The sequence below is a fragment of the Lentzea sp. CA-135723 genome (assembly GCF_050936595.1).
GTDB lineage: Bacteria > Actinomycetota > Actinomycetes > Mycobacteriales > Pseudonocardiaceae > Lentzea.
This window is the reverse complement of record NZ_JBNJMK010000001.1, coordinates 2661766-2682478: the sequence shown is the minus strand read 5'-3', so window position 1 is coordinate 2682478 and position 20713 is coordinate 2661766. Positions and strand designations below refer to the sequence as shown.

Genomic DNA, 20713 nt, shown 5'->3' with positions numbered 1-20713 from the left:
GGGTCACCTGCTTCGCGGACCCAGCGCGGTCACCAGTGCCGCGGCCGTCACGCGGACCGAGGGCGTGTCGTAGCGGTCGCATTCGGCCAGGGCGCGCACGCGAAATTCTCTCGCCTGGGCCGGTTCTCCCGCTGCGTCGGCGAGGTCGGCCAGGCGCGCCATGATCTCCACGCGGTGGTCGGACAGGCGTGCCTCGCCCAGTGCCGCCAGGAGTTGGTGGCGTGCTTCAGGAAACCGGCCCGCGTCCATCAGCACGACGCCCCGGTTGTGCTGCACGCGGGCGGTTCCGGCGGTGTTGGAGTGCTTGCGGAACAACGACTCCGCCTCGTCGAGGAGGCTCAGGGCGGCGGCCACCTCGCCGGCGGCGGCCCTGGTGGTGGCGAGTCTGATCAGCATCATCGACAGGAGCTCGTCGTCGCCGGACGCCGCGCGGTGCTGTGCCACGGCGCGTTGCTGCACCGCTACTGCCTCGCCGAGGTCGCCCGCGGTGTGCAACATCAGGCCCAGCAACGACAACGCCAGGTTCTCACCGATCGGGTAGCGGGCCTGCGCGAAGAGGTCCACGGATCTGCGGCCCAGGTGGACGGCCTCGACCGGCTGGCCGACTCTGCGCCGGATCGCTGAGCCGTAGTAGTTGGTCCAGGCCTCGGTGAGGGTGCCGACGGGGATCGCCGCGGCCTGCTCGTGCACGGTCAGGGCCTCCTGGGGGCGGCCGCACAACGCGTAGAGCGCCCAGGAGAGGTAGTTCAGCTGTTCGGCGGCGTTTTCGGGGTGGTGCAGTTGCTGTGCCGCGTGGGCTCCTGCCGCGAACACCTCGCGCCACAGTTCGCCGACGCCGTGCATGTCCGAGTACCAGTGCATCGCCTGTGCCAGCGCGAGAACGCGGTCGTGCTCGCCTGCGGTGGCGGCCTCGCGCAGTGCCTCGCGCCAGTTGTCGAGCTCGCGGTCGAGCCACCGCGCGGCGGAGTCCTTGTCGTGCACGGGGCCCGCGCGTTCGGCCGGGATGTCGTGGTCGAAGAAGCGCGCCGCTCCCGTGGCCACGTCCAGGAGCCAGTGGCGCAGCCGGGTCCTGGTCCTGCGGACGGTGTCCGGGGTGTCGTCCAGCTCCAGCCGTTCGGAGGCGAAGACGTGCAGGAGGTCGTGGCGGGTGTAGCGGCCGGGGGTCTCGCCGATGCCCAGCAGGCTCGCGTCGGCGAGTTCCTCCAGGGCCTCCTCGGCGTCGTCGACGAGCACGGACGCCAAGGAAACACCTGTGTCCGGACTGGGAATCAGCGCCAGCCTGCGGAACAGCGTCGCGGCGGCGGGGCTCAGCTGGTGGTAGGAGAGCTCGAACGCCGCCCGCACCTGGAGATCGCCCGCGCGCAGCACGGACAGCCGGCGGCCCTCGTCCTCCAGCTGCTCGGCCAGGTGGCTGATCGTCCACTGTGGTCTGCTCGTCAGCCGGTTGCCCGCGATGAGCAACGCCAGCGGCATGCCCCCGCAGAGTTCGGCGACCCGTTCGGCGGCCTGGGGTTCGGTGTCCAGCCGGTCAGGGCCGGTGACGGCGCGCAGCAGCGCCACGGAGTGGTTGAGGGGCAACAACTCCAGCGGCAGGCGGTGCCGGGCGTCCAGACCCGTCAGCGTGCGGCGGCTGGTCAGCAGCACCAGCGTGCCGGGGCTGGAAGCCAGCAACGGCCGCACTTGTGCCTCGTTGGCCGCGTTGTCGAGGACCAGCAGCACGGTCCGGTCGCGCAGTTGTGAGCGGTAGAGCGAGAGCTTGTCGTCCGGGTCGGCGGGGATCTGGCGTTCGTCGACGCCGAACGAGCGCAGCAGGCGGTGCGCCGCCTTGTCCGGGGTGAGCGGTTCGGGATCGGTGCCGCGCAGGTCCAGGAACACGCAGCCGTCCGCGAACCGCGCGCCGAGGCGGTGGCCCGCGTCCACGGCCAGCGCGGTCTTGCCGGAGCCGGGCGCGCCGTGCACGACGGCGATCTGCAGGCGCGACGACGAGGCTGCGTCGGCGGCGAACCCGGTGAGCAGCTTCTTCTCGTCCTCGCGGCCGGTGAGGTCGAGCAGCACCGGCGGCAGTGAGCAGGAGACCACCGCGAACGGCGTGTCGGGGCGTTCCTGAGCCGCGACGACCCGGCTGGCGCGGGCCAGTGCGGTGAACTCGGCCGCCTCGTCGTCGCGCAGCCCCAGGCCGTCGACGAGGAGCTGCACGGTGCGGAACTGGGGGCTGAGAGTGCGGCCGCGTTCCATGTCGCTGATCGCGCGGGTGCTCAGTCCGGTGTGTTCGGCCAGTTCCTCCTGGGTCAGCGGAACACGCGACCGGTAAAAGCGGAGAAAGTCCCCGAACGCCGTCGTAGCCACTGCGCGCCCCCCTCGTCACTGCGCATTGTTCGAACTGTATGACGCCGGACCCGGCCCGTCGTTGCTGGCAAGAGCACTTCTGCCGGTGGTTCTGCCGGTCGTTCAACAAGGTGCGACGGCGTTGTCGTGGCTAATTTCGAATAGGTGTCAATCGTGTCGTCGACGCGGAAAACCGTTCTGGTTCCGCGCGGATTCTTCCCCGTTCTCGCTGGTGCGGCCTGGTGTGCGGCGCTGGCGTGGCTGCTTTTCACCTGGTCGGGTCACTACCCGATCGACCTCGACGTGTACCGGCTCGGCGGCCTCGCCTGGCTCGAGGGCAGATCGCTCTACACCGGGTTCACCGGGCCGCCGCTCGACCCGCAGCTGCCCTTCACGTACCCGCCCGCCGCGGCGGTGCTGTTCAGCATCCTGAGCTTCGTGCCGAGCGGGCTGCTGTTCCCGGTGATGGTCGTGTCCGGGTTCGTGGCGCTGACGGCCGTGTGCGTCGCGGTGGCGGGGAAGGTGAACCCGCGTCTCAAATGGACGGCCGGGCTGCTCGCGCCGATCGGCGCGCTGGCGCTGGACCCCGTGTGGATGACCTACGGCTACGGGCAGATCAACCTGTACCTCATGGCGCTGGTCGTGATCGACGTCCTTTTGGTGACGGATCGACGGTGGCGCGGGGTGCTGATCGGCGTGGCCGCGGCGGTCAAGCTGACGCCCGCGATCTTCGTGCTCTACTTCCTGATGCGCCGCGACTGGCGGGCGGCCGGGACGTCCGTGGCGACGTTCCTGGGCCTGGCGGCGGTCGGATTCCTCGCCGCGCCAACGGATTCGGTGCAGTACTGGCTGCACTCGCTGCTGAACCCCGACCGGATCGGCGACATGTCACTGGCCACGAACCAGTCGATTCGCGGTGTGCTGCGCGGGTTCGGGCTCGCCCCTGGCTTCGAGACCCTGCTGTGGGTGGTGCTGGCGGGGCTCGCCGTGGTGACGGCGCTGGTGGTGGCCCGGCGGACCCGCGATGACCTCGTCGCGCTGTTCGTCATCGCGGCCGCCGGGCTGCTGGCGTCACCGGTCTCCTGGCTGCACCACTGGGTGTGGTGCGTGCCCGTGCTGGTGTTCCTCTTGCTGCGGCACCACTTCTGGCTCGCGGGCGCCGTGTTCCTCGTGTTCGTGACGCGGCTGCACGAGTTCGACACCTACGTGTGGCTGACCGCGATCACGTTGGGAGGCCTGGCTTTCAGGCAGGCGACACGTCCGTCACCTCGACCGACGAGCCCCGCAGCGGCTGCCCGTCCGGCCACGACACCGTGACGGTGTGGCCGTCGGCGGCGGGCAGGTCCAGGTTGACCACGGAGGGCTGGAAGCTCACCGGCTCCTGCGACGCCATGAGGATGCGCGACTCGGCCGCCTTGCCCGGCTGGACGTTCACCGGCGGCGCACCGCCGTTCGGGTTGTCGAGCACGACCTCGATGCCGCTGCCGTCGCCCTCACCATGACCGCTGCCCTTGGTGAACGTGACGTGCGACGGCGCGCCCTGCAGCTTGCAGTTCGTGTGCTCGCCGGCGGCGACGTAGTGGATGACGAACGCCTCCTGGCCCGCGGAGGACTGCGGGTCCTTGGTGACCGAGACGGCGAGGTCGCCGACGTCGCACGGCTGGTCGGACGGGTTGGCCGACGCGGCTCCGGCCACCAGGGGCAGTGCGGCCGCGGCGAGCAGCGCACCGACACCCAAGGCCGACTTGTACTTGTTGTTCATCGTCAATCCTTCCCTCGTCAGAGATCGTCGGCGCTGACGTACAGCGCCTCGACGGCCTCGGAGAACGCGGCTCCGCTCAGGTCGGTCGTGACCAGGTCGCCGTTCATGCTGCCCCGGCTGGTGACCGAGAAGATCGTTCCCCTCCCGGTCGCGGGGTCGAACCCGCGCAGCCACGGGCCACCGCTCGCGCCACCGGCGAGGTCGCAGTCCGTCTCCCACGCGCTCATCACGGAGTTGACCTTCAACGTGGCCGGCCGCACGCACGACAGCAGCGCCTCACCCCTCGCGAGCTGTGACACCGGGTACCCCAAGATCGTGGTGTCCACCGGGCTCGCGACCGTGTCGAACGACACGTCCTGCGACCCCGCCACGTCCTGCACGTGCCTGCCGTCCACGGGGTCGAGCGCGATGACCGCGTCGTCGTCCAGGCCGCTGGTCGGCCCGGTGTACGTGCCGGACCACGCGAACGCGCGCGCCGCGAACACCCCGTTCTTCGCGCCGTGGTCATAACCGGGCGCGAACACGACGTTCAGGATCTTGATCGGGTTGTCCCAGCGGTCGAAGCCGCCGTTGACGCAGTGCCCTGCCGTGAACACGACGTCCCTGGTGGCGCTGGGCACGACCGTCGCGGTGCACGAGTGGTCCTGGCCGGTGGAGGTGGTCATGAACAACCTGCCCACGCCGGGCACCTGGTCGTGCGGCTGCGAGATCTGCTCGGCGGGTGGCAGTTCGCCGTCTCCGACCGATTTCATCCGTTCCGGGGTCCAATGGGCGAGAGCGGTCCCACGGTCCTGTTCGGACACTCTCGTCACCACCTGGCCCGCCTCCGCTGCCTGCGCCGGGGCCGCGATGAGGGCCGCCGACAGGACCAGTCCGGACGCGCTGAGTGCTTTCCAGGTCATGATCGGAGGACGTGGTGGTTCGCGAGGGCGTTGCGCCGGCCTGTTCAAACCAGCTTTTAGGATGAGATCCACGTACGTCCTCAGGAGGAGCCTGGTGATCGAACAGCGCGTGCTGAGGTTCGCGCCGCTGGTGTTGCTGGTGTCGCTGGCCGCCTACGCGGCGACGGCGAACTGGGGGATGATCGACCTCAAGGTCTACTGGACCCTCGCGCCGAACGTGCTGACCGACCAGCTCTACTCGATCGACATGCCGTTCACGGCGGACTTCCCGCTACCGTTCACCTACCCGCCGTTCGCCGCCGCGGCGTTCCTGCCGCTGTCCGCGCTGCCGTGGATCGCCGCCCGCGCCGTGTGGCAGGTGCTGTCGCTGGTGTGCCTGTGGTGGCTCGTGCGCACCGCCCTGAAGGTGTTGAGCAACGGCCGGTTCGACGAGACGTGGCGGCGCCGGGCTCTGTTGTGGACGGCGATCACGTTGTGGTTCGAACCGGTGCGCAAGACACTCGACTTCGGGCAGATCAACCTCGTGCTGGTCGCCGGTGTGTTCGCGGCGATGCTCGCGGTCCGGCAGACCGTGGCGGGCCTCGGGGTGGGGGTGGCCGCCGGGATGAAGCTGACGCCGGCGATCTCCGGGCTGTACTTCCTCGTCACGCGCCGGTGGAAGGCCGCGCTGTGGTCGGTCGCGGGCTTCCTGCTGACGGTGGCGCTCGGCTTCCTGGTGTCGGCGCGGAACTCCTGGCAGTACTGGTTCGAGCTGCTCGGCGCGGCGGACCGGGTCGGGCCGGTCGGCTCGGTGATCAACCAGTCGTTGCGCGGGGCGTTGTCGCGGTCGCTCGGGTACGACGTGGAGACGTCGTGGCCGTGGCTGGTCGCGGTGGTGGTGTCGGCGGTGCTGACGGGGTTCGCCTTAAGGACCGCCGTGCGCGCTGGTGACACGTTGTCTGCGGTGATCACCGTGCAGCTCTTCGGGTTGCTGGTCTCGCCGATCTCGTGGAGCCACCACTGGCTGTGGGTGATCCCGCTGGTGCTGTGGCTGGTCTACGCGCGGCGGAACTTCGTGCTCGCTGGCGTGTGGGCGGTCGCGGTGCTGTCGGACGTGATCACGATCCTGATCAACCTCCAGCCGTCGATCTGGGAGATCCCCCGGCCGTGGCCGCTCGCCCTGCTCGGCTGGGTCTACCCGGCGCTCGCCCTGGTCACGCTGGCGCTGAGTGGATCGAGTCGCGTTCCACGAGAATTTGCAAGCGGCCAGGAAAATTCTTCTCCGCCGGGAATCAATTCGTCGCCGCAGTGATGGCGAAGCGGTTTCTTCCTGTGTTCGGATAGCATCTCGCCGGTGGGAAAAGACTCAAGGAACGTGCATCGCGGGGACAACCTGGGAAACATGTTCCAGATCGGGAATGTGAACGGCGACCTGCACGTCGGTAATCCCGGTCAGCCGGCTTCAGGACCGCAGACGCCTTCGAGGTGGTACCGCGTCGCCGGGATCGTGTTCGTCGTGGGAGTGGCTCTCAGTTGGCCGGGTGTGGTGCCGGCGCCGTCGAGTCCGCCGGCCCAGCGGTCGTCGTCGGTGGATCAGCCTCGGGAACTCCTGCCGCCGGTGTCGCACGCGCAGGCCTCGCCATTTCCGTCTTCGCCGCCGCCCGCACCTCAGTGGCGGGAACCGCAGTACGAACCGGCGCGATCGCGGCCGCCGCAATTGCAGGTGGCGAAAGAGAAGCTGGTCAACGGTTGCGGGGGCAAGCGGGTGGATCAGCGAACCCAGGAGGGCGGGCCGATCGGGTACACGCCGGGGCTCGTGTACGAGATCGTGGTGCAGAACCCGAGTGACACCGAGATCGTGCTGACCGGGCTGAGGGCCGACGTGACCCGGCGCAAGATGTCGACGGCCGGCGACGTCGACCCTCCACCGGGCGGGTGTCGGTTCTGGACGGACATGCCGGTCCGGGACCTGGTGCTGAACCTCGACGTGGAAAGTCCGCGAGCCGTTCACGCGGAGCGCGCCGAGGCGGACGGGACCGTCTCGATGCAGTTGCCCACGACGGGTGCTCCGCGCAAGTCATTTCCGTACAAAGTGCTGAAAGGTGAATCTGAGGTTTTTCACGTGGGTTTCGAGACCGCGCGATGTGACTGCGAGTTCCAGCTCGTCGTCGAAGCGACAGCCGGTGGGGAATCGATCGATGCTGTGCTTTCTACGGTTCATCGGGTCGTTCCGAGGAATCAGTAGGTGTGCGAGTGGTCGTGCAGATCGCTGAAGTCCCACTCCGGCAACGGGTCCTCGAACGTCCGCCACGCCTCGGGTCCCGCCGCCAGCTCGGCGTCGGTGAGCAGCGCGGGGTCCAGGCGCCGGGCGGGCTCGGTCACGTCGAGGTCCACACCGATGAACACCAGCTCCTGGCGTGCGGTCGGCGAGGAGAGCAGCTGACCGGGTTCGATCACGAGGTTCGGCCCGGCCTGCGACCACACCGCGAGCACGTCCGGGCGGGACGCGATGTGGCAGAAACCCTTGCTGCGCAACACACCCTCCCAGTCGCTCAGGGCGTGGGCGAGCCGGGCCGGGTGGAACGGGCGTGACGCGCGGTAGGTGACCGACCGGATGCCGTACTCCTCGGTCTCCGGCGTGTGCCCGCCCGCGAGCTCGGCGGCCCAGCCCGGTGCCTGCGCGGCCGTGATCGGGTCGTAGAGGCCGGTGTCGAGCACGTCAGACAGCTCCACGACACCGCGCCGGGTGTGCAAGACGCGGGCCGAAGGGTTCATCCGGCGCAGCAGGGCGTCCAGCCTCGGGAGGTCCTGAGCCAGGTCGGTCTTGTTCACCACCAGCACGTTCGCGAACTCCACCTGGTCCACGAGCAGGTCGGAGACATCGCCCGCGGCCATCTCGCGCAGGAACCCGGACGCGTCCACGAGCGTGACCATGGTGTCGAGCCGCGCGTGGTCGGAGAGGCTCGTGCCGTCCTCGAACGTCCAGTCGAACGTCGCCGCCACCGGCATCGGCTCGGAGATGCCCGTCGACTCGACGAGGATCGTGTCGAACCGGCCGGAGCGGGCCAGGTCGCCGACGCTGTCGAGCAGGTCCTCGCGCAACGTGCAGCAGATGCAGCCGTTGGTCAGCTCGACCAGCCGTTCGGTGGACCGGTCGACGAGCGCCGCGTCGATGTTGACCTCGCTCATGTCGTTCACGATCACCGCGACCCTGCGGTTCTCGCGGTTCGCGAGGACGTGGTTGAGCAGCGTCGTCTTGCCGGCGCCCAGGAAACCGGACAGCACGGTCACGGGGGTGCGCATCAGAGTTCCAGCTCCTCGTGCCAGTCGGTGAACGGGTCGGCGAAGTCGAGCTCGGTGATCAGGCCCAGTTCCTCGTCGGTGACGAGCGCGGCGCGCAGGGCGGCGGTGACCTCGGCCGGGTCGGACCTGGTGATCACGACGACCTCCTGGTCGCGTTCGCCCTCCCACGGGCCGAGGTTGCCGACTCGCAGCCCGCCGCCCGCGGCCTCCATCCACAGCGCCGCGCCGGGCTGGCTCGCCACCCACACCCGGCCGCGCACCCGCACCACGCCGTCGAGCAGCACGCCGATGCTGTCGTGCAGCCGCATCGGGTGGAACGGGCGCCGGTCGGTGAAGTGGACGACGGACACGCCGTGCGCCGGTGCCATGGGCGGCCGTCCGAACAGCAACGAGCCGAACCCGTCGTCGATCTCACCCCGGCGAGCGCTCGGCGGCAGCGCGTCGAGCAATGCGGCAACGTCCTCGGTGACGAGCTTGCGCGGCGCGGTGGGGGAGAGGCGGTCGAGCACGGCGGTCAGCACCGGGTCCGCCTTCCCGGTCAGCACCAGCGCGTCCGCGAACTCCGCCTGCCCGACCACGACCTGCGCGACGGTGCGCTCGTCGCCTTCGGCCGCGCGCAGGCCCCTGTCTGCCAGCGAGTCGGTGCCGGTCGCGTCGTCGAGCCAGGTCGCGGTGTCGACCACCGTCAGCACGGCCTCGACCTCCACCTCGGTCTCCGCGAGCGCGAAGCAGACGGCCTCCGGTTCGAGCATCGGGTCGAGCTGCACGATCACCCGGCCGTCGATGCCTTCGAGCAACGGCACGAGGTCGAGCCGCAACGTGCACGAGACGCAGCCGTGCGCGAGCTCCAGCACGGTGAGCGCGCCGTCCTTCCACCGCCGCACCACGCCTTCGGCCAGGCTGCTCAGATCGTGCCTGACCAGCGACGACTCCGGCGACGCCCGCCAGAGCTCGTCCGCGACGTCGTGGTGGGTGAACCCGGCTACCAATACGACCCGTGCTGCCATGCCCGCAGCCTACATGACAATGATTGTCGTTTCTGAACGGACGTGCGGCCCTGGTCGTGACATGATCGAACGATGCAGGTCGAGTTCTGGGCTGACGTCATCTGTCCGTGGTGCTACATCGGCAAGGCGCGCTTCGAGAAGGCGCTCGCCGCGTTCGAGCACCGTGCCGAGGTCACGGTGGTGCACCGCGCGTTCGAGCTGGACCCCTCCAGGGAGGGGGTGGAGTCCGTGCAGGACATGCTGGCCGCGAAGTTCGGGCCGCGCGCCGCCGAGATGGAGGACTCCGTTGCGCGGCTCGCGCGCGACGAGGGCCTGGAGTACCGGCTGGACCGCGAGGTCGGCAACACGTTCGACGTGCACCGGGTGCTGCACCTCGCGGAGGAGAAGGGCGTGCAGCCGCAGGTGCTCGACGCCGTGCTGCGGGCCAACTTCGGGCAGGCGCGGTCGTTGTTCACCGCCGAGTCGCTGACGGAGATCGTCGTCGAGGCCGGGCTCGAGGGCGCCGACGTGAAGGCCGTGCTGGAGGATCCGGCGGCGTACGCAGAGGCGGTGCGCGCCGACGAGCAGCGGGCGCGCGAACTCGGCGTGTCCGGCGTTCCGTTCGTGGCACTCGACGGGCGGCTTGCCGTCGCCGGTGCTCAGCCGGTAGAGCTGTTCGGGCGGGCGCTGACGCAGGCTTGGGAGGCGTGAGATGGACGACGCGCTGTTGACGGTCGAGTCGGAGAAGGTCGCCGGCGTGGTGCTGCTGCGGGCCGAGGGCGAGGTCGACTCGTACACCGCGGAACTGTTGCGGGACAAGCTCTCTGAGGCGTACGGCGCGGGTGTTCCCATCGTGCTCGACCTCAGCGGCGTCGAGTTCTTCGCGTCGGTCGGGCTGTCCGTGCTCGTGGAGTACCACCAGCGCGGCGAGGAACGCGGCACGGCGCTGCGGCTGGTGTCGCCGCGGGGGAGCGTGCTGCGGGCGCTGAAGGCGACGACGCTGAACGAGACGCTGGACCTCTACGTCGATCTGGACGCGGCGCTCCGTGCCTGATCTGCCGTCCCGGCCGTTGCCGGACGGGATCGTGCTCGCCCGCACGAAGGTGATCGTCGCGGTCGCCGCGGGGGTGGTCAGCGGGCTCGCCGTGACGTTCACCGGGCACGGCGAGTTCGGGTTGCTGGTCGGCTGGGACGTCGCCACGCTCGTGTACCTCGTACGCGCGTGGCTGGTCATCTGGCCGATGGACGCCGAGGAGACCGCACAGCACGCCGTGCGCAACGACCCCACACGCCGGGTCGCCGAGGTGCTGCTGCTCGTGGCCGCGTTGGCGAGCCTTGTGTCCGTGGGCTTCGTACTGGCCCGTGCGGCACACACGACCGGTGGCTCCGAACTGCTGCGCGTCGGCCTTGGCGTGTTGTCCGTCGTGTTGTCGTGGATGGTCGTGCACACGATCTTCACGCTGCGATACGCGCGCCTCTACTACTACGGCGCGGACGGCGGCATCGACTTCAACCAGGCCGAACCGCCGGACTACGGCGACTTCGCGTACGTGGCGTTCAGCATCGGCATGACGTTCCAGGTGTCCGACACGAGCCTGTCCGGCCGCGAGATGCGCCGCACGGCGTTGAAGCACTCGCTGCTGTCGTACCTGTTCGGCACCGGCGTGCTGGCCACGACCATCAACCTGGTCGCGAGCATCAGCAGTCAGTGAGCCGGGTGCTCGGCCATGAGCAGGACCGCGTCGAGCACCCGCCACCAGTCGTGCTCGCCGGCCTCCCGCCCCAGCGCCTGACCGATCAGGACGCACGCGCTGACCAGCCGTGCCGCCACCTCCTGCTCCTGCTGACCCGACTTCTCGGTGAGCGCGGTCACGGTGGTCCTGAACCGCCGGCTCCGGCTCAGCTTCACCACGCCCGGTGGCACGTCGGTCGCCGTCGCGCCTGACGTGAACCCGATCGACAGCTCCGTGCCGAGTGCCGTGGCCAGCCGGTCCAACGCGCCGGTGGTCGGGTTGCCCCGGCCGTTCTCCAGGTTCGCGATGTAGGGCACGGACAGCCCGGCGTCGGCCGCGACCGAGGCGACGGTCCGGCCGGAAGCCTGCCTCAGCGCGCGCAACCGCGGCCCGATGGGCTCGTTCGGCACTCTTGCGCTCCTATCTTGACAGAACACTTCAGGCGAAGTTCTTATTCTGACGGGACTCTACCTGGGGGTGGTGTCGTGCTGGAAGCACTGCGCGATCGAGACTTCCGGCTGCTCTGGGCCGGGCGGACGATCAGCGCGCTGGGCTCGTGGCTGCTGGTCATCGCCATCCCGGCGCACGTCCACGCGCTGACCGGCTCGCTGCTCGCGACCGGCCTCACGCTGGCCTTCGAACACTTGCCGCCGTTGCTGCTGGGCCCGGTCGCGGGCGTGCTGACCGACCGCTGGGACCGCAGACGCGTCATGATCGCCGCGGATCTGCTCCGCGCCGCCGCCGTCACCCTGATGCTCGCGGCGACGACCGACCACCGCCTCATCTACGCGGCCCTGGTCGCCGAGAGCGCCGGTGCCGTGCTGTTCCGCCCGGCCGCCCAGGCCCACGTCCCGGCCGTCGTCGGCACCGGCCCCGGACTCAGCAGCGCCAACTCGCTGAACGCCTTCACCGACGGCACCGTCCGCCTGGTCGCCCCACCGCTCGGGGCGGCGATCCTGACGTTGACGAGCTTCCAGACGCTCATCTGGATCGACGTGACGAGTTATCTCCTCTCGGCCCTCGCGATTGCGTGCACGACCCGTCGTCCGAGTCCGGCCCGTCAGTCCACCCCGGACCTCGCCGGTGGCTGGAAGGTGTTGCGCGGATTGCCGATCGCGCGAGCGCTCCTGCCGTTGACCGCTGTTTTCCTGGCGGCCAACGCGTCGTTGAGCGCGCTTCTCGTGCCGTTGGGAATCCAGCGACTCGGTGGCACCGAACAGATGGGCCTGGTGCTGTCGGCGTTGGGCGTCGGCTTTCTCCTGGGCGCGGTGGCGATCCGGCGGTTGGTCGATCGCGTCCGGCCGCGTTTCCTCCTGGCCGCAACGCAACTGGCGACCGCTGTGTCGCTCTACGCCCTCTTCGCCTCGACCTCGCTCGCGGTGGCACTGCCGGCGGCCGTGGCGATCGGCACGTTCGGGTCCATGACTCTGGTGACACCTCAGACGGCACTCCAGCGGGCGGTCCCCAACGAGGCCCTCGGCCGGATCAGCGCGGTGTTCCTGTCCGCCGAAGCTTTGGCGACACTGCTCGGTTCGGTCGCCGGACCCGTGCTGGCGCAAGCGTTTTCGCTCTCGATGGCGGCTCTGGTGGCCTGCCTGGTGATCACGGCAGGATCCCTGGCCGCCCTCGCGCCCTGGGACCGGTCCCGCGCGCCCGAACCTACCGTCCTCGCCCGTGGCAGACCTGGGTGAGGAACTCGAACGGTACGACGCGAACAACCGCCGCCGAGCGATCAGAGGTGTCCTGGCGATCGTGGTCGGCACACCGGTGCTGGCGCTCGGCGCGTTCTCGATCCTGGTCCTCGACCCAGGCCGGGCCGGCGACCCTTTTTCATCGTCGGCATCATGACCGGCGGTGGCCGCACCACCGTCGTGCCGTGGACGGACGTCGCCGACGTGACCGACATCGGCAAGAACACGTTCCTCGCCAAGGCTTTCGGCGGCGACGTCGGCTGCCGGATCACGCTGACCGACGGCCGCAGGGTGACCATCAACTCCCACACCGACGGCGCGCCCCTGCTGATCCACCGCGTCTTCGAGGCCACTGCGGCAGACTGACCCGTGTGACCGACAAGCTGACCGTGGACCTGCACCCGATCTTCCGCAGCGACCAGGACATCGCCCAGGCGGTCCGCACGGCGTTGTTCCGCGCGGCCGGGCAGAAGGTGCCGGTCGTCGAGATCATCACGGGCAAGGGTTCCGGCACGTTGCGCACCCGCGTGCTGGCGATGCTCAAGCAGCCGCACGTGAAGAAGCTCTACAAGCGGGTCGAGGTCGCGCCCGGCAACGACGGGATGGTGCTGGTGCACCTGCGGTGAGGCTCAGCCCTGGCTGGTGCGGCGCATCACGCGGTCGAGCAGCTCGGCCTCCTCGCGGTCCTCGTCCGCGGAGGTGAGGGCCAGCAGGAAGATGATGAGCACGCTCACGCCGGCGCCGCCGATGATCAGCGACGTGATCAGCTCCTCGGAGTTGCCGACGACGACGGACGCGCTGTGGTCGTGCGCCATCGTCATCGCGTACATGCCGGTGTAGTGCATGCCGGTGACGGCCACGCCCATGACCAGGGCGGCGCCGACGACGGCCGCGAAGCCGCTCACCTTGCGGGTGAACCAGAGCGCCACTGTCGAGGCCACGACGGCGATGACGACGGAGAGCACCACCAGGCCCGCGTTGTAGGAGACGTCGGCGTTGATCACGATCGCGGCCATGCCGGTGTAGTGCATCGCGGCCACGCCCAGGCCTGTGACGAGGCCGCCGGCGGCCAGCGGCCAGAAGCGGGTGTCGCCGTCGATGCCGTAGCGGCGGACGAGGAACAGGCCCGCGGCCACCACGAGGATGGCGACGACCATGCTGAGCAACGTGATCGGGATGTCGTAGGAGACGTTGGCGCCCATCCAGGTGCCGAGCATGGCGGTGAAGTGCATGCCCCAGATGCCCAGGCCGCCGATCGACACCGCGGCCACGCCGATCCACCAGTTGCGGGTCGTGCGCGTGGCGTGACGGGCACGCTCCGTGGACAGCAACCCGAGGATGGAACCGAGAACGGCGACCGCGTAGGCGGCCAGCGGCGTGTATGTGCCCATCTCCATGGGCGAGATGAAAACATTTCCGATCTATGGGGCACAAGTCCGTTGGCATTAAAGGATTCCACTAACACGAAGTGCGATCGAGTGGGCACTCGGCGCGTCCGTCTACACAGGACTACTGTGCGTCTGCGTGAATGCGCGAACGGAGCATTCGCTGTGCTCGCGGGAAGTCGCGAAGCTCTACGCCCAGAAGGTCCAATGTGGGCTCGAGAACGCGGTTCGGCACGCCTCGGGCGTCGAGCACTTCACCGGTCCAGGAGAGGAACGCACCGAACAGGGAGTCATCGTCCACGTACAGCGCGGTACCGAGGAACTCCACGATGTGCGCCAGGTCCTGCGCGGTGTGCTGGCGCTGTTCGTCGCTGTAGGACCGCATCGCGGGCACCCGCTCCTCCAGCCCGCGGTAGACCGACCGCACGAGGTCGCGGGCGCCGCGGGTGACGAGGGTGTACTCCTGGTCGGCGAGGTGGGGGAGGTCGTCCACCGGCTGGTGCGGGCGGCCCGGCGCCGGCAGCTCCTGGGACAGCAGCATGTCCGCGGCCGAGCGGGCGTCGGCCGCCCACGCGTTCGCGCCGAACCGCCGGGCGTGCGCGCCGTCGGCCCCGAAGGCCGCGCCGCCGACCATCACCGGCACGCCCGCCGCCTGGCACGCCGTCATCGTGGCGTGCGCGGTCGGCAGACGGGTCGCGATCGAGCTCGACAGCGCCACCACGTCCGGGCCGGTGCGGTGCAGGTACGTGATGAGGTGCGGGGCCGGCACCTGGGCGCCGAGGTAGTCGACGGCGAACCCGCGCAGCGCCAGCACTTCCGCCAGCAGGCGCGCGGGCAGGGCGTGCCACTCGCCGTCCACGCACGCCACCGTGACGCGGCCGTGCACCGGTGCGCGACGCGGGCGGGTGATCGACAACGCGGTGACCGCGCGGTCGTTGATCGCGGTGATGGCGTGCTCCTGCGCGACGCTGATCCGGTTCGCCGCCCACTCGCTGCCGACCCGGTGCTGCACGCCGCCGATCACGTCGAGCAGCACGACCTCGTGACCGTGCTCCTGCGCGGCGGCCAGCACCACGTCGGTCGCGCGGTGCTCGTCACCCTCGAGGGCCGCTTCCCAGAGCAGATCGACGGACTCCACTAGGACCTCCTGCGCGGCGCGGTGATCGCCAGGACCGCCATGTCGTCGTGCTCACCGCCGCCGACCCACTGCGCGGCGAGCATGTGGACGTGTTCGACCAGCGCCTCGGCCGGCATCCCGCCGCACGCGGTGAGGGCGCGGCGCAGGCGTTCCTCGCCGAACTCCTCGTCACCCAGCGGGCCGCCGTGCGCCTCGGTGATGCCGTCGGTGTAGAGCAGGCACGAGTCGCCAGGCGCGAGCACGACCTCGTCCGTCGCCGTCACGATCCGCGGCAGGATGCCCACGAGCGTGCCCCTGGTCGCGGCCGCCTCCACCGTGCCGTCGGACCGCACGATCAACGGCGGCAGGTGCCCGCCCGACGTCAGTCGCACGTGCAGACCTGCGTCCACGGGACTGACCGTGCCCACGACCGTGGTGATGAACCGGGACTCGTCGGTCGTCAGCAGCGCCTGGTTCAGGGCGGCGAGCATCTGCTCGTGATCCGTCACGACCTGGAGCAGCGCGTGCACGGCCGTGCGGACCTTGCCGGTCTGCGCCGCCGCGTCGAGGCCCTTGCCGCAGACGTCGCCGAGCACCACGAACAGCCGGTCGTCCGGCAGTTCGTGCACGTCGTAGAAGTCGCCGCCGACGCGTTCGGTGTCCGCGGCGGCCCGGTAGCGCCCGGCCAGGTCGACGTGCGCGTAGCGGCGCAGCACCGGCGGCAGCAGGTCGCGGGTCAGCCGTTCGGTGATGGCGGCCTGCTGGGTGAACAGGCTCGCCGCCGAGATCGCGACGCCCGCCCTGGACGCGAACAGCCGCGCGAACGCCTCCTCGTCGTCGCTGAACGCCTTGTCCCGCCGGATGAGGATCAACGCTCCGGCCGGCACGCCGTGACCGGGCAGCGGCGTCACGACGATCGACATCCCGTCCCGCGCGAGCCACTCCGGGGCCGCGGCCGGGTCGATCCACCGCGACGGCACTGGCGGGAAGCCGCGCAACGCCTCGCTGAGCCCGACGACCTCCTCGACGTCGACCTCCCGCAGCTCGTACGTCGGAGCCTCGCCGCGACGGCAGCGCGTGACGGGGTGGCCCGAGCTCGACTGCGGCGCGATGACCAGGGCCTCGTCCGCGAGGTGCGCGGCGGCCAGCTCGGCCACGACGGTCATGCAGCGCTCGGGGTTCAACGAGGTCATCAGGGCGCTGGACATCTTCGTCAGCAGCGCGGCCCGGTCGCGTTCGAGCAGCAGGTCGGTCTGGTCGAGCAGCCACCAGGTGACCGAGCCGTCCTCGTTGTCGACCCGGTGCGCCGCGTAGCTGCGGTCCGCGACGTGCACCGACTCGCCGTGCCGCCACTCGGACGGCAAGACCTCGTTCTGGAGCAGGGACGTGGCTGCGTCGTTCATGCTGTGCACGGCACCTGCGGTGTCGACCACGAGCGCGGGGCACGGAGAACGCAGCCAGTCGGAGACCGTGACCACGACCAGAGTGTTTCATCCGAACCCGATCAAGAACAACGTTTGAAGCTGGTCGGGAGCGGGTAGCAGTCCTCAACGGACCGGTTGCAGGGCCACTTTTCCGGTGATCCCCACCACAGTGTCGCCGCCCACCCAGATCTGCCCGTCCGCCTGCGACAGGTGGACGCGCCCCCGCCTGCCGAGCACCGTGCCCTGGGCGGCGACGTACTGGCGTCGCGCGATTTCCGCCGGGATCAGCCACTGCGCGATCGAGGCGTTGAGGCTGCCCGTCACCGGGTCCTCGCCGAACCTGCCGTCCTCGTCGACGAACGCCCGCACCTCGAACGCCGCGTCCCCGCCGTCCTCGTGCGGGCCGACGACGCCGATGCCGGTGAATTCACCGAACCGGGTGTAGTCCGGGCGCAGCGCCAGGACGGCGTCGGCGGAACGCAGCAGCACCGCGACCCATCCCGGCCCGTTGTCGGCCCAGCGCGCCTCGACGATCTCGTCCGGCGGGATCGCGAGCCCGGCGGCCAGAGCTGGGAGGTTCTCCACGGGGCCGGTGCGGAGGAGCGGCGGCGCGGCGAACGCCAGCTCGCGGCTGGTCGTGAAGATCCGCACCCGGTAGTCGGCGGCGGGGTCCCGCGGCGGCAGCAGGAAGGTGGTCTCGGCGAGGTTCGTCCAGTTCGCGAACGCCGCCATCTCCTCTGTGGACAGGCCCTCCGCGTCGTGCACGACCGCGAGCGCGTTGCCCTTCGTGAGCTCGTCGGTGAACACGTCGACCTGGCTGAACCTCAGCATCCCGCCAAGCTAGTCAATGGTGGCGGTCCACGCCTGACCTCGTCACGAGATGGCTTGCGCACACGTGGTGGGGACCAGTTACCGGCTCTTAATCTGCAGGTCCTGCCTGCAATGACGGAGGCGAACACATGCGATTGAGGAACGCGCTCGCAGTCCTGGCCGGAGCCATCGGCCTGACCGCGGCAACCCTGTCGATCTCGCTCGCGGCGGTCCCGCCACCCCAGGCCGGGACGCTCACCAAGTACGACATCACCGGCACCTACGTCAGCGGGATCTCGTCCGGTGGCTACATGGCGAACCAGCTCCACGTCGCCTACTCCAGCGTCTTCCAGGGCGCCGGGATCTTCTCCGCCGGCGCCTACGACTGCGCGCAGAACAACGTGAACACCGCGCTGCTCGCGTGCATGGACACGTTCCAAGCCCGCAGGACCCCTGCCCAGCTCGAACAGCTGACCCGCGACCGGGCGGCGGCGGGCACGGTCGACCCGCCGCAGAACCTGTCGGGCGACCCGGTGTGGCTGTTCCACGGCACCGCGGACGACACCGTCGACGCCGCCGTGAACAACGACCTGGCCACCTACTACCGCGACTTCGGCTCCCGCGTCGTCTACAACAACACCACCGCGGCCGGGCACGCGTGGATCAGCCCGATCGGCCCGAACGCCTGCGGCACAACGGCTTCGCCGTACGTCAACAAGTGCTCGGCCGACGTCGTGCGCGAGATGCTGGGGCAGCTGTTCGGCTCGGTGAACGCCGCCGCGCCGACGTTGTCCGGCAAGCTCGTGCAGTTCGACCAGAACACCTACGCGCCGGGCGGTTCCGCGTCGGCGATCACCATGGGGCGGGAAGGTTTCGCGTACGTGCCCAAGGCGTGCGAGACCGGTCCGTGCAAGCTGATGGTCACCCTGCACGGCTGTCAGCAGACGTTCGGTCAGATCGGCAACGCGTTGATGGACAAGGCTTACCTCAACGAGTACGCCGACACCAACGGCATGATCGTGCTCTACCCGCAGGCGACCACGTCCACCGCGAACCCGCGCGGGTGCTGGGACTGGTGGGGCTACCAGTCGTCCAGCTACGCGCTCAAGTCCGGGCCGCAGATGACGGCCGTGGTGAACATGGTCAAGGCGTTGAGCAACGGCGGCCCGCCGCCGACGACCACCACTACAACGACAACCACCACCACTACAACGACAACCACCATCACTACAACGACAACCACCACCACCACGAACCCGCCTTCGGGGTGCGTGACGGCCAGCAACTACGCGCACACCGTTGCCGGGCGGGCGTATGTGACGCTGGGCCAGACCTACGCGCTCGGGTCGAACCAGGCCCTGGGGCTGTGGAACATCTACACGAACAGCACGCTCCGGCAGACCGCGCCGAACTACTGGGTGAGGTGCTGAGGTCCGTCAGCCGCGCCGGGCCCGCCTGTTCACGCGCAACGCGCGCAGCAGCGAGCCCGGCGTCGCCAGGACCGACGGTCCCGTGAACCCGCGATCACCGAAGTGTGCCCGGTCGCCGCTCGGTGGTGTCGAAACCCTGTGTTCCCACCACGCTCAGCAACGCGAGCGCCTCGGCGTCGCGCGATCCGGGCGGTGCGCTGTAGAGGACCAGGTGCTGGTCGGCGTCAGTCAGCGCGAGCGAGTCGCAGTCGACGGTGATCTCGCCGACGAGCGGGTGCCGGAACGTCTTGGTGAGCATGGTCTCGCCGCGCACGTCGTGCCGTTCCCACAACCGCGCGAAGTCCTCGCTGGCCTTGAGCTCCTCGACCAGCCCGGAAACCTCGGGGTCGTGCGGATACCGCGCGAGCGTGGCCCGCAGCTCCATCACGACGTGGTGGCGGAACTCCGTGACGTCCGAGACCCCGTACAGCGACGGCGGCCCGAGGAACGCGCGACGCGCGAGATTGCGTTGCCGGGGCGGCAGTTCGCGGAAGTCCTCCATCAACGCGGCCGCGAGGTCGTTGCACGCCAGCACCTCGAAGATGGCGGACGTGACGAAGCCCGCGGTCTGCGGAAGCCGTTCCAGCAAAGCCAGAACGCTCGGCCGGACGTCGCGGCGGTGGTGCGCGACGCGGCTGGGCGCCGTGCCCGCGAGCACGTGCAGGTGGTCGGACTCGGCGTCGGTGAGCTTGAGCGCGCTGGAGATCCCGGCCAGCACCTCCGCCGACGGCCGCGGCGCCCGCCCCTGTTCGAGGCGCACGTAGTACTCGGTGGAGATGTGCGCCAGGACGGCCACCTCCTCGCGCCTGAGCCCTGCCGTGCGCCGGCGCGGACCGGCCGTCAGCCCGACGTCCTGCGGCTTGAGCCGTTCGCGGCGGCTGCGCAGGAAGGCTCCGAGCTGCTGCTTGTCCATACCCCGAGTATGCGCGGCCGTGGTGTGCTCAGCCTGGTACAGCCTGTGCCTGCCTCCGGTTCCTCGTCGGCCCGACGCTGGTCTCCATGAACACTTCTGGACTTCTTCCCGGCAAGGTCGTGCTGGTCACCGGCGCCAGCAGGGGCATCGGCGAGGCGGCGGCCAGGCTCTTCGCTCAGGAAGGCGCTTTGGTCGTGCTGGCGGCCCGGAGCACCGACGCGCTGACCCAGGTCGTCACCGAGATCCGGGCCGACGGCGGCACGGCGGACGCGATCACCATGGACCTGGGCGACCGGGCAAGTGTGCGCGCGGCGCTGGACCAGGTCGCGGAGCTGCACGGACGTCTAGACGGCGCCTTCAACAACGGCGCCGTCGTCCAGCAGCCCGGCCCGCTCGACACCACCAGCGACGACGAGATCGACGAGCAGTTCGCGGTGAACTTCCGCGGCCACTGGACCGCGATGACCGCCGAGGCCGCTCTCATGCGCCGCAACGGAGGAGGCGCGATCGTGAACACGTCCAGCATCGGCAGCCGCCGCGCGAACCCGGTTCTCCCCGCCTACGGCGCCATGAAGCGAGCGCTGAACAGCCTCACCGAGTCCGCCGCCGTCACGTGGGGCGGCGAGGGCATCCGGGTCAACGGCATCACGCCGGGCGGCACCGAGACGGCGATGATCGACCAGTGGGAGGCCGCGACCCCCGGCGTCGTCGCGATGATCACCTCGTCGAGCCCGGCCGGCCGGATGGCACAGCCGCGCGAGGTCGCCGAGGTGGCGGCGTGGCTGCTGAGCGACCGGGCGTCGATGGTGAACGGCGCGATCGTGCCTGTCGACGGCGGCGCGGGTGCGTAACCGCGCCTGAATGCGAATGCGGAGTGCGGGCGTCACTGACTGGCCGGAGGCCGGTCAGCCGTT

General features: G+C 70.0%; 23 protein-coding genes. 12 read left to right on the top strand and 11 right to left on the bottom strand.

All coding sequences use genetic code 11. From position 1 onward, the window contains the following. Positions 1-3 precede the first annotated feature (3 nt). Positions 4-2346, bottom strand: coding sequence for an ATP-binding protein (locus ACQEU1_RS11255; protein ID WP_433199082.1), 2343 nt, complete (start codon positions 2344-2346; stop codon positions 4-6). Between the two features lie 144 nt (positions 2347-2490). On the opposite strand from ACQEU1_RS11255, the gene ACQEU1_RS11250 reads away from it, so the two are divergent. Then, the gene (locus tag ACQEU1_RS11250) at positions 2491-3642 is read left to right on the top strand and encodes a glycosyltransferase 87 family protein (protein WP_433199080.1); all 1152 of its coding nucleotides are present in this window, start codon (positions 2491-2493) and stop codon (positions 3640-3642) included. Here the strand turns inward: ACQEU1_RS11250 and ACQEU1_RS11245 are convergent. After that, entirely contained in the window at positions 3569-4087 is a 519-nt protein-coding gene (locus ACQEU1_RS11245) for a DUF4232 domain-containing protein (protein WP_433199078.1), read from the bottom strand. The genes ACQEU1_RS11250 and ACQEU1_RS11245 overlap by 74 nt on opposite strands. Positions 4088-4104: 17 nt before the next feature. Continuing rightward, positions 4105-4989, bottom strand: coding sequence for a trypsin-like serine peptidase (locus tag ACQEU1_RS11240; protein WP_433199076.1), 885 nt, complete (start codon positions 4987-4989; stop codon positions 4105-4107). A 94-nt stretch (positions 4990-5083) separates the two neighbouring features. Between ACQEU1_RS11240 and ACQEU1_RS11235 the strand changes: the two genes are divergently transcribed. Both ACQEU1_RS11235 and ACQEU1_RS11230 read left to right on the top strand, forming a co-directional pair. Continuing rightward, positions 5084-6280, top strand: a complete 1197-nt coding sequence (locus ACQEU1_RS11235) for a glycosyltransferase 87 family protein (RefSeq protein WP_433199074.1) — start codon at positions 5084-5086, stop codon at positions 6278-6280. A 90-nt stretch (positions 6281-6370) separates the two neighbouring features. Continuing rightward, positions 6371-7213, top strand: a complete 843-nt coding sequence (locus ACQEU1_RS11230; RefSeq protein WP_433199072.1) for a hypothetical protein — start codon at positions 6371-6373, stop codon at positions 7211-7213. Here ACQEU1_RS11230 and ACQEU1_RS11225 read toward each other — a convergent pair. Continuing rightward, entirely contained in the window at positions 7207-8271 is a 1065-nt protein-coding gene (locus tag ACQEU1_RS11225; protein WP_433199070.1) for a GTP-binding protein, read from the bottom strand. The two genes, ACQEU1_RS11230 and ACQEU1_RS11225, sit on opposite strands and share 7 nt — an antisense overlap. Then, positions 8271-9278: a GTP-binding protein gene (locus tag ACQEU1_RS11220; protein ID WP_433199068.1), complete on the bottom strand. Its 1008-nt coding sequence runs from the start codon at positions 9276-9278 to the stop codon at positions 8271-8273. The genes ACQEU1_RS11225 and ACQEU1_RS11220 overlap by 1 nt, the downstream gene beginning before the upstream one ends. A 72-nt stretch (positions 9279-9350) precedes the next feature. Here ACQEU1_RS11220 and ACQEU1_RS11215 point away from each other — a divergent pair, with 72 nt between their 5' ends. From ACQEU1_RS11215 to ACQEU1_RS11205, 3 genes are read left to right on the top strand one after another with little or no spacing between them, the layout of a single operon-like run. After that, complete coding sequence (locus ACQEU1_RS11215; RefSeq protein WP_433199066.1) at positions 9351-9968, top strand: DsbA family oxidoreductase; 618 nt, start codon at positions 9351-9353, stop codon at positions 9966-9968. A 1-nt stretch (position 9969) separates the two neighbouring features. After that, positions 9970-10311, top strand: a complete 342-nt coding sequence (locus tag ACQEU1_RS11210; protein WP_433199064.1) for an STAS domain-containing protein — start codon at positions 9970-9972, stop codon at positions 10309-10311. Continuing rightward, on the top strand, positions 10304-10969 hold the full coding sequence (locus ACQEU1_RS11205; protein ID WP_433199062.1) for a DUF1345 domain-containing protein: 666 nt from the start codon (positions 10304-10306) through the stop codon (positions 10967-10969). Before ACQEU1_RS11210 ends, ACQEU1_RS11205 begins: the two co-directional genes overlap by 8 nt. Here the strand turns inward: ACQEU1_RS11205 and ACQEU1_RS11200 are convergent. Then, positions 10963-11400 carry a helix-turn-helix domain-containing protein gene (locus ACQEU1_RS11200; RefSeq protein ID WP_433199060.1) on the bottom strand — a complete coding sequence of 146 codons (438 nt, stop codon included), beginning with the start codon at positions 11398-11400 and terminating at the stop codon, positions 10963-10965. The genes ACQEU1_RS11205 and ACQEU1_RS11200 overlap by 7 nt on opposite strands. 75 nt (positions 11401-11475) lie before the next feature. On the opposite strand from ACQEU1_RS11200, the gene ACQEU1_RS11195 reads away from it, so the two are divergent. Genes ACQEU1_RS11195 through ACQEU1_RS11180 form a run of 4 tightly spaced genes read left to right on the top strand, consistent with a single transcriptional unit; the run spans position 11476 to position 13307 of the window. Continuing rightward, entirely contained in the window at positions 11476-12681 is a 1206-nt protein-coding gene (locus tag ACQEU1_RS11195) for an MFS transporter (RefSeq protein WP_433199058.1), read from the top strand. Further along, entirely contained in the window at positions 12665-12838 is a 174-nt protein-coding gene (locus ACQEU1_RS11190; protein ID WP_433199056.1) for a hypothetical protein, read from the top strand. Before ACQEU1_RS11195 ends, ACQEU1_RS11190 begins: the two co-directional genes overlap by 17 nt. After that, positions 12835-13047, top strand: a complete 213-nt coding sequence (locus ACQEU1_RS11185) for a hypothetical protein (RefSeq protein ID WP_433199054.1) — start codon at positions 12835-12837, stop codon at positions 13045-13047. The genes ACQEU1_RS11190 and ACQEU1_RS11185 overlap by 4 nt, the downstream gene beginning before the upstream one ends. A gap of 5 nt (positions 13048-13052) precedes the next feature. Next, on the top strand, positions 13053-13307 hold the full coding sequence (locus tag ACQEU1_RS11180) for a Smr/MutS family protein (protein ID WP_382445330.1): 255 nt from the start codon (positions 13053-13055) through the stop codon (positions 13305-13307). A 3-nt stretch (positions 13308-13310) separates the two neighbouring features. On the opposite strand, the gene ACQEU1_RS11175 is transcribed toward ACQEU1_RS11180, so the two are convergent. From ACQEU1_RS11175 to ACQEU1_RS11160, 4 genes are all read right to left on the bottom strand, one after another. Then, entirely contained in the window at positions 13311-14078 is a 768-nt protein-coding gene (locus ACQEU1_RS11175; RefSeq protein ID WP_433199052.1) for an MHYT domain-containing protein, read from the bottom strand. A 112-nt stretch (positions 14079-14190) separates the two neighbouring features. Further along, complete coding sequence (locus ACQEU1_RS11170) at positions 14191-15204, bottom strand: cobalamin B12-binding domain-containing protein (RefSeq protein WP_433199050.1); 1014 nt, start codon at positions 15202-15204, stop codon at positions 14191-14193. Further along, the gene (locus tag ACQEU1_RS11165) at positions 15204-16661 is read right to left on the bottom strand and encodes a PP2C family protein-serine/threonine phosphatase (RefSeq protein ID WP_433199048.1); all 1458 of its coding nucleotides are present in this window, start codon (positions 16659-16661) and stop codon (positions 15204-15206) included. The genes ACQEU1_RS11170 and ACQEU1_RS11165 overlap by 1 nt, the downstream gene beginning before the upstream one ends. 69 nt (positions 16662-16730) lie before the next feature. Then, positions 16731-17438 (bottom strand): PhzF family phenazine biosynthesis protein, encoded by a 708-nt coding sequence (locus ACQEU1_RS11160; RefSeq protein ID WP_433199046.1) that lies wholly within the window; start codon positions 17436-17438, stop codon positions 16731-16733. A gap of 128 nt (positions 17439-17566) precedes the next feature. On the opposite strand from ACQEU1_RS11160, the gene ACQEU1_RS11155 reads away from it, so the two are divergent. Beyond that, positions 17567-18847, top strand: a complete 1281-nt coding sequence (locus ACQEU1_RS11155) for an extracellular catalytic domain type 2 short-chain-length polyhydroxyalkanoate depolymerase (protein ID WP_433199044.1) — start codon at positions 17567-17569, stop codon at positions 18845-18847. 94 nt (positions 18848-18941) lie between these two features. Here the strand turns inward: ACQEU1_RS11155 and ACQEU1_RS11150 are convergent, their stop codons facing one another. Beyond that, on the bottom strand, positions 18942-19799 hold the full coding sequence (locus ACQEU1_RS11150; RefSeq protein WP_433199042.1) for a helix-turn-helix transcriptional regulator: 858 nt from the start codon (positions 19797-19799) through the stop codon (positions 18942-18944). A gap of 86 nt (positions 19800-19885) precedes the next feature. Between ACQEU1_RS11150 and ACQEU1_RS11145 the strand changes: the two genes are divergently transcribed. After that, positions 19886-20650, top strand: a complete 765-nt coding sequence (locus ACQEU1_RS11145) for an SDR family NAD(P)-dependent oxidoreductase (RefSeq protein WP_433199040.1) — start codon at positions 19886-19888, stop codon at positions 20648-20650. The last annotated feature ends 63 nt before the right edge of the window (positions 20651-20713 follow it).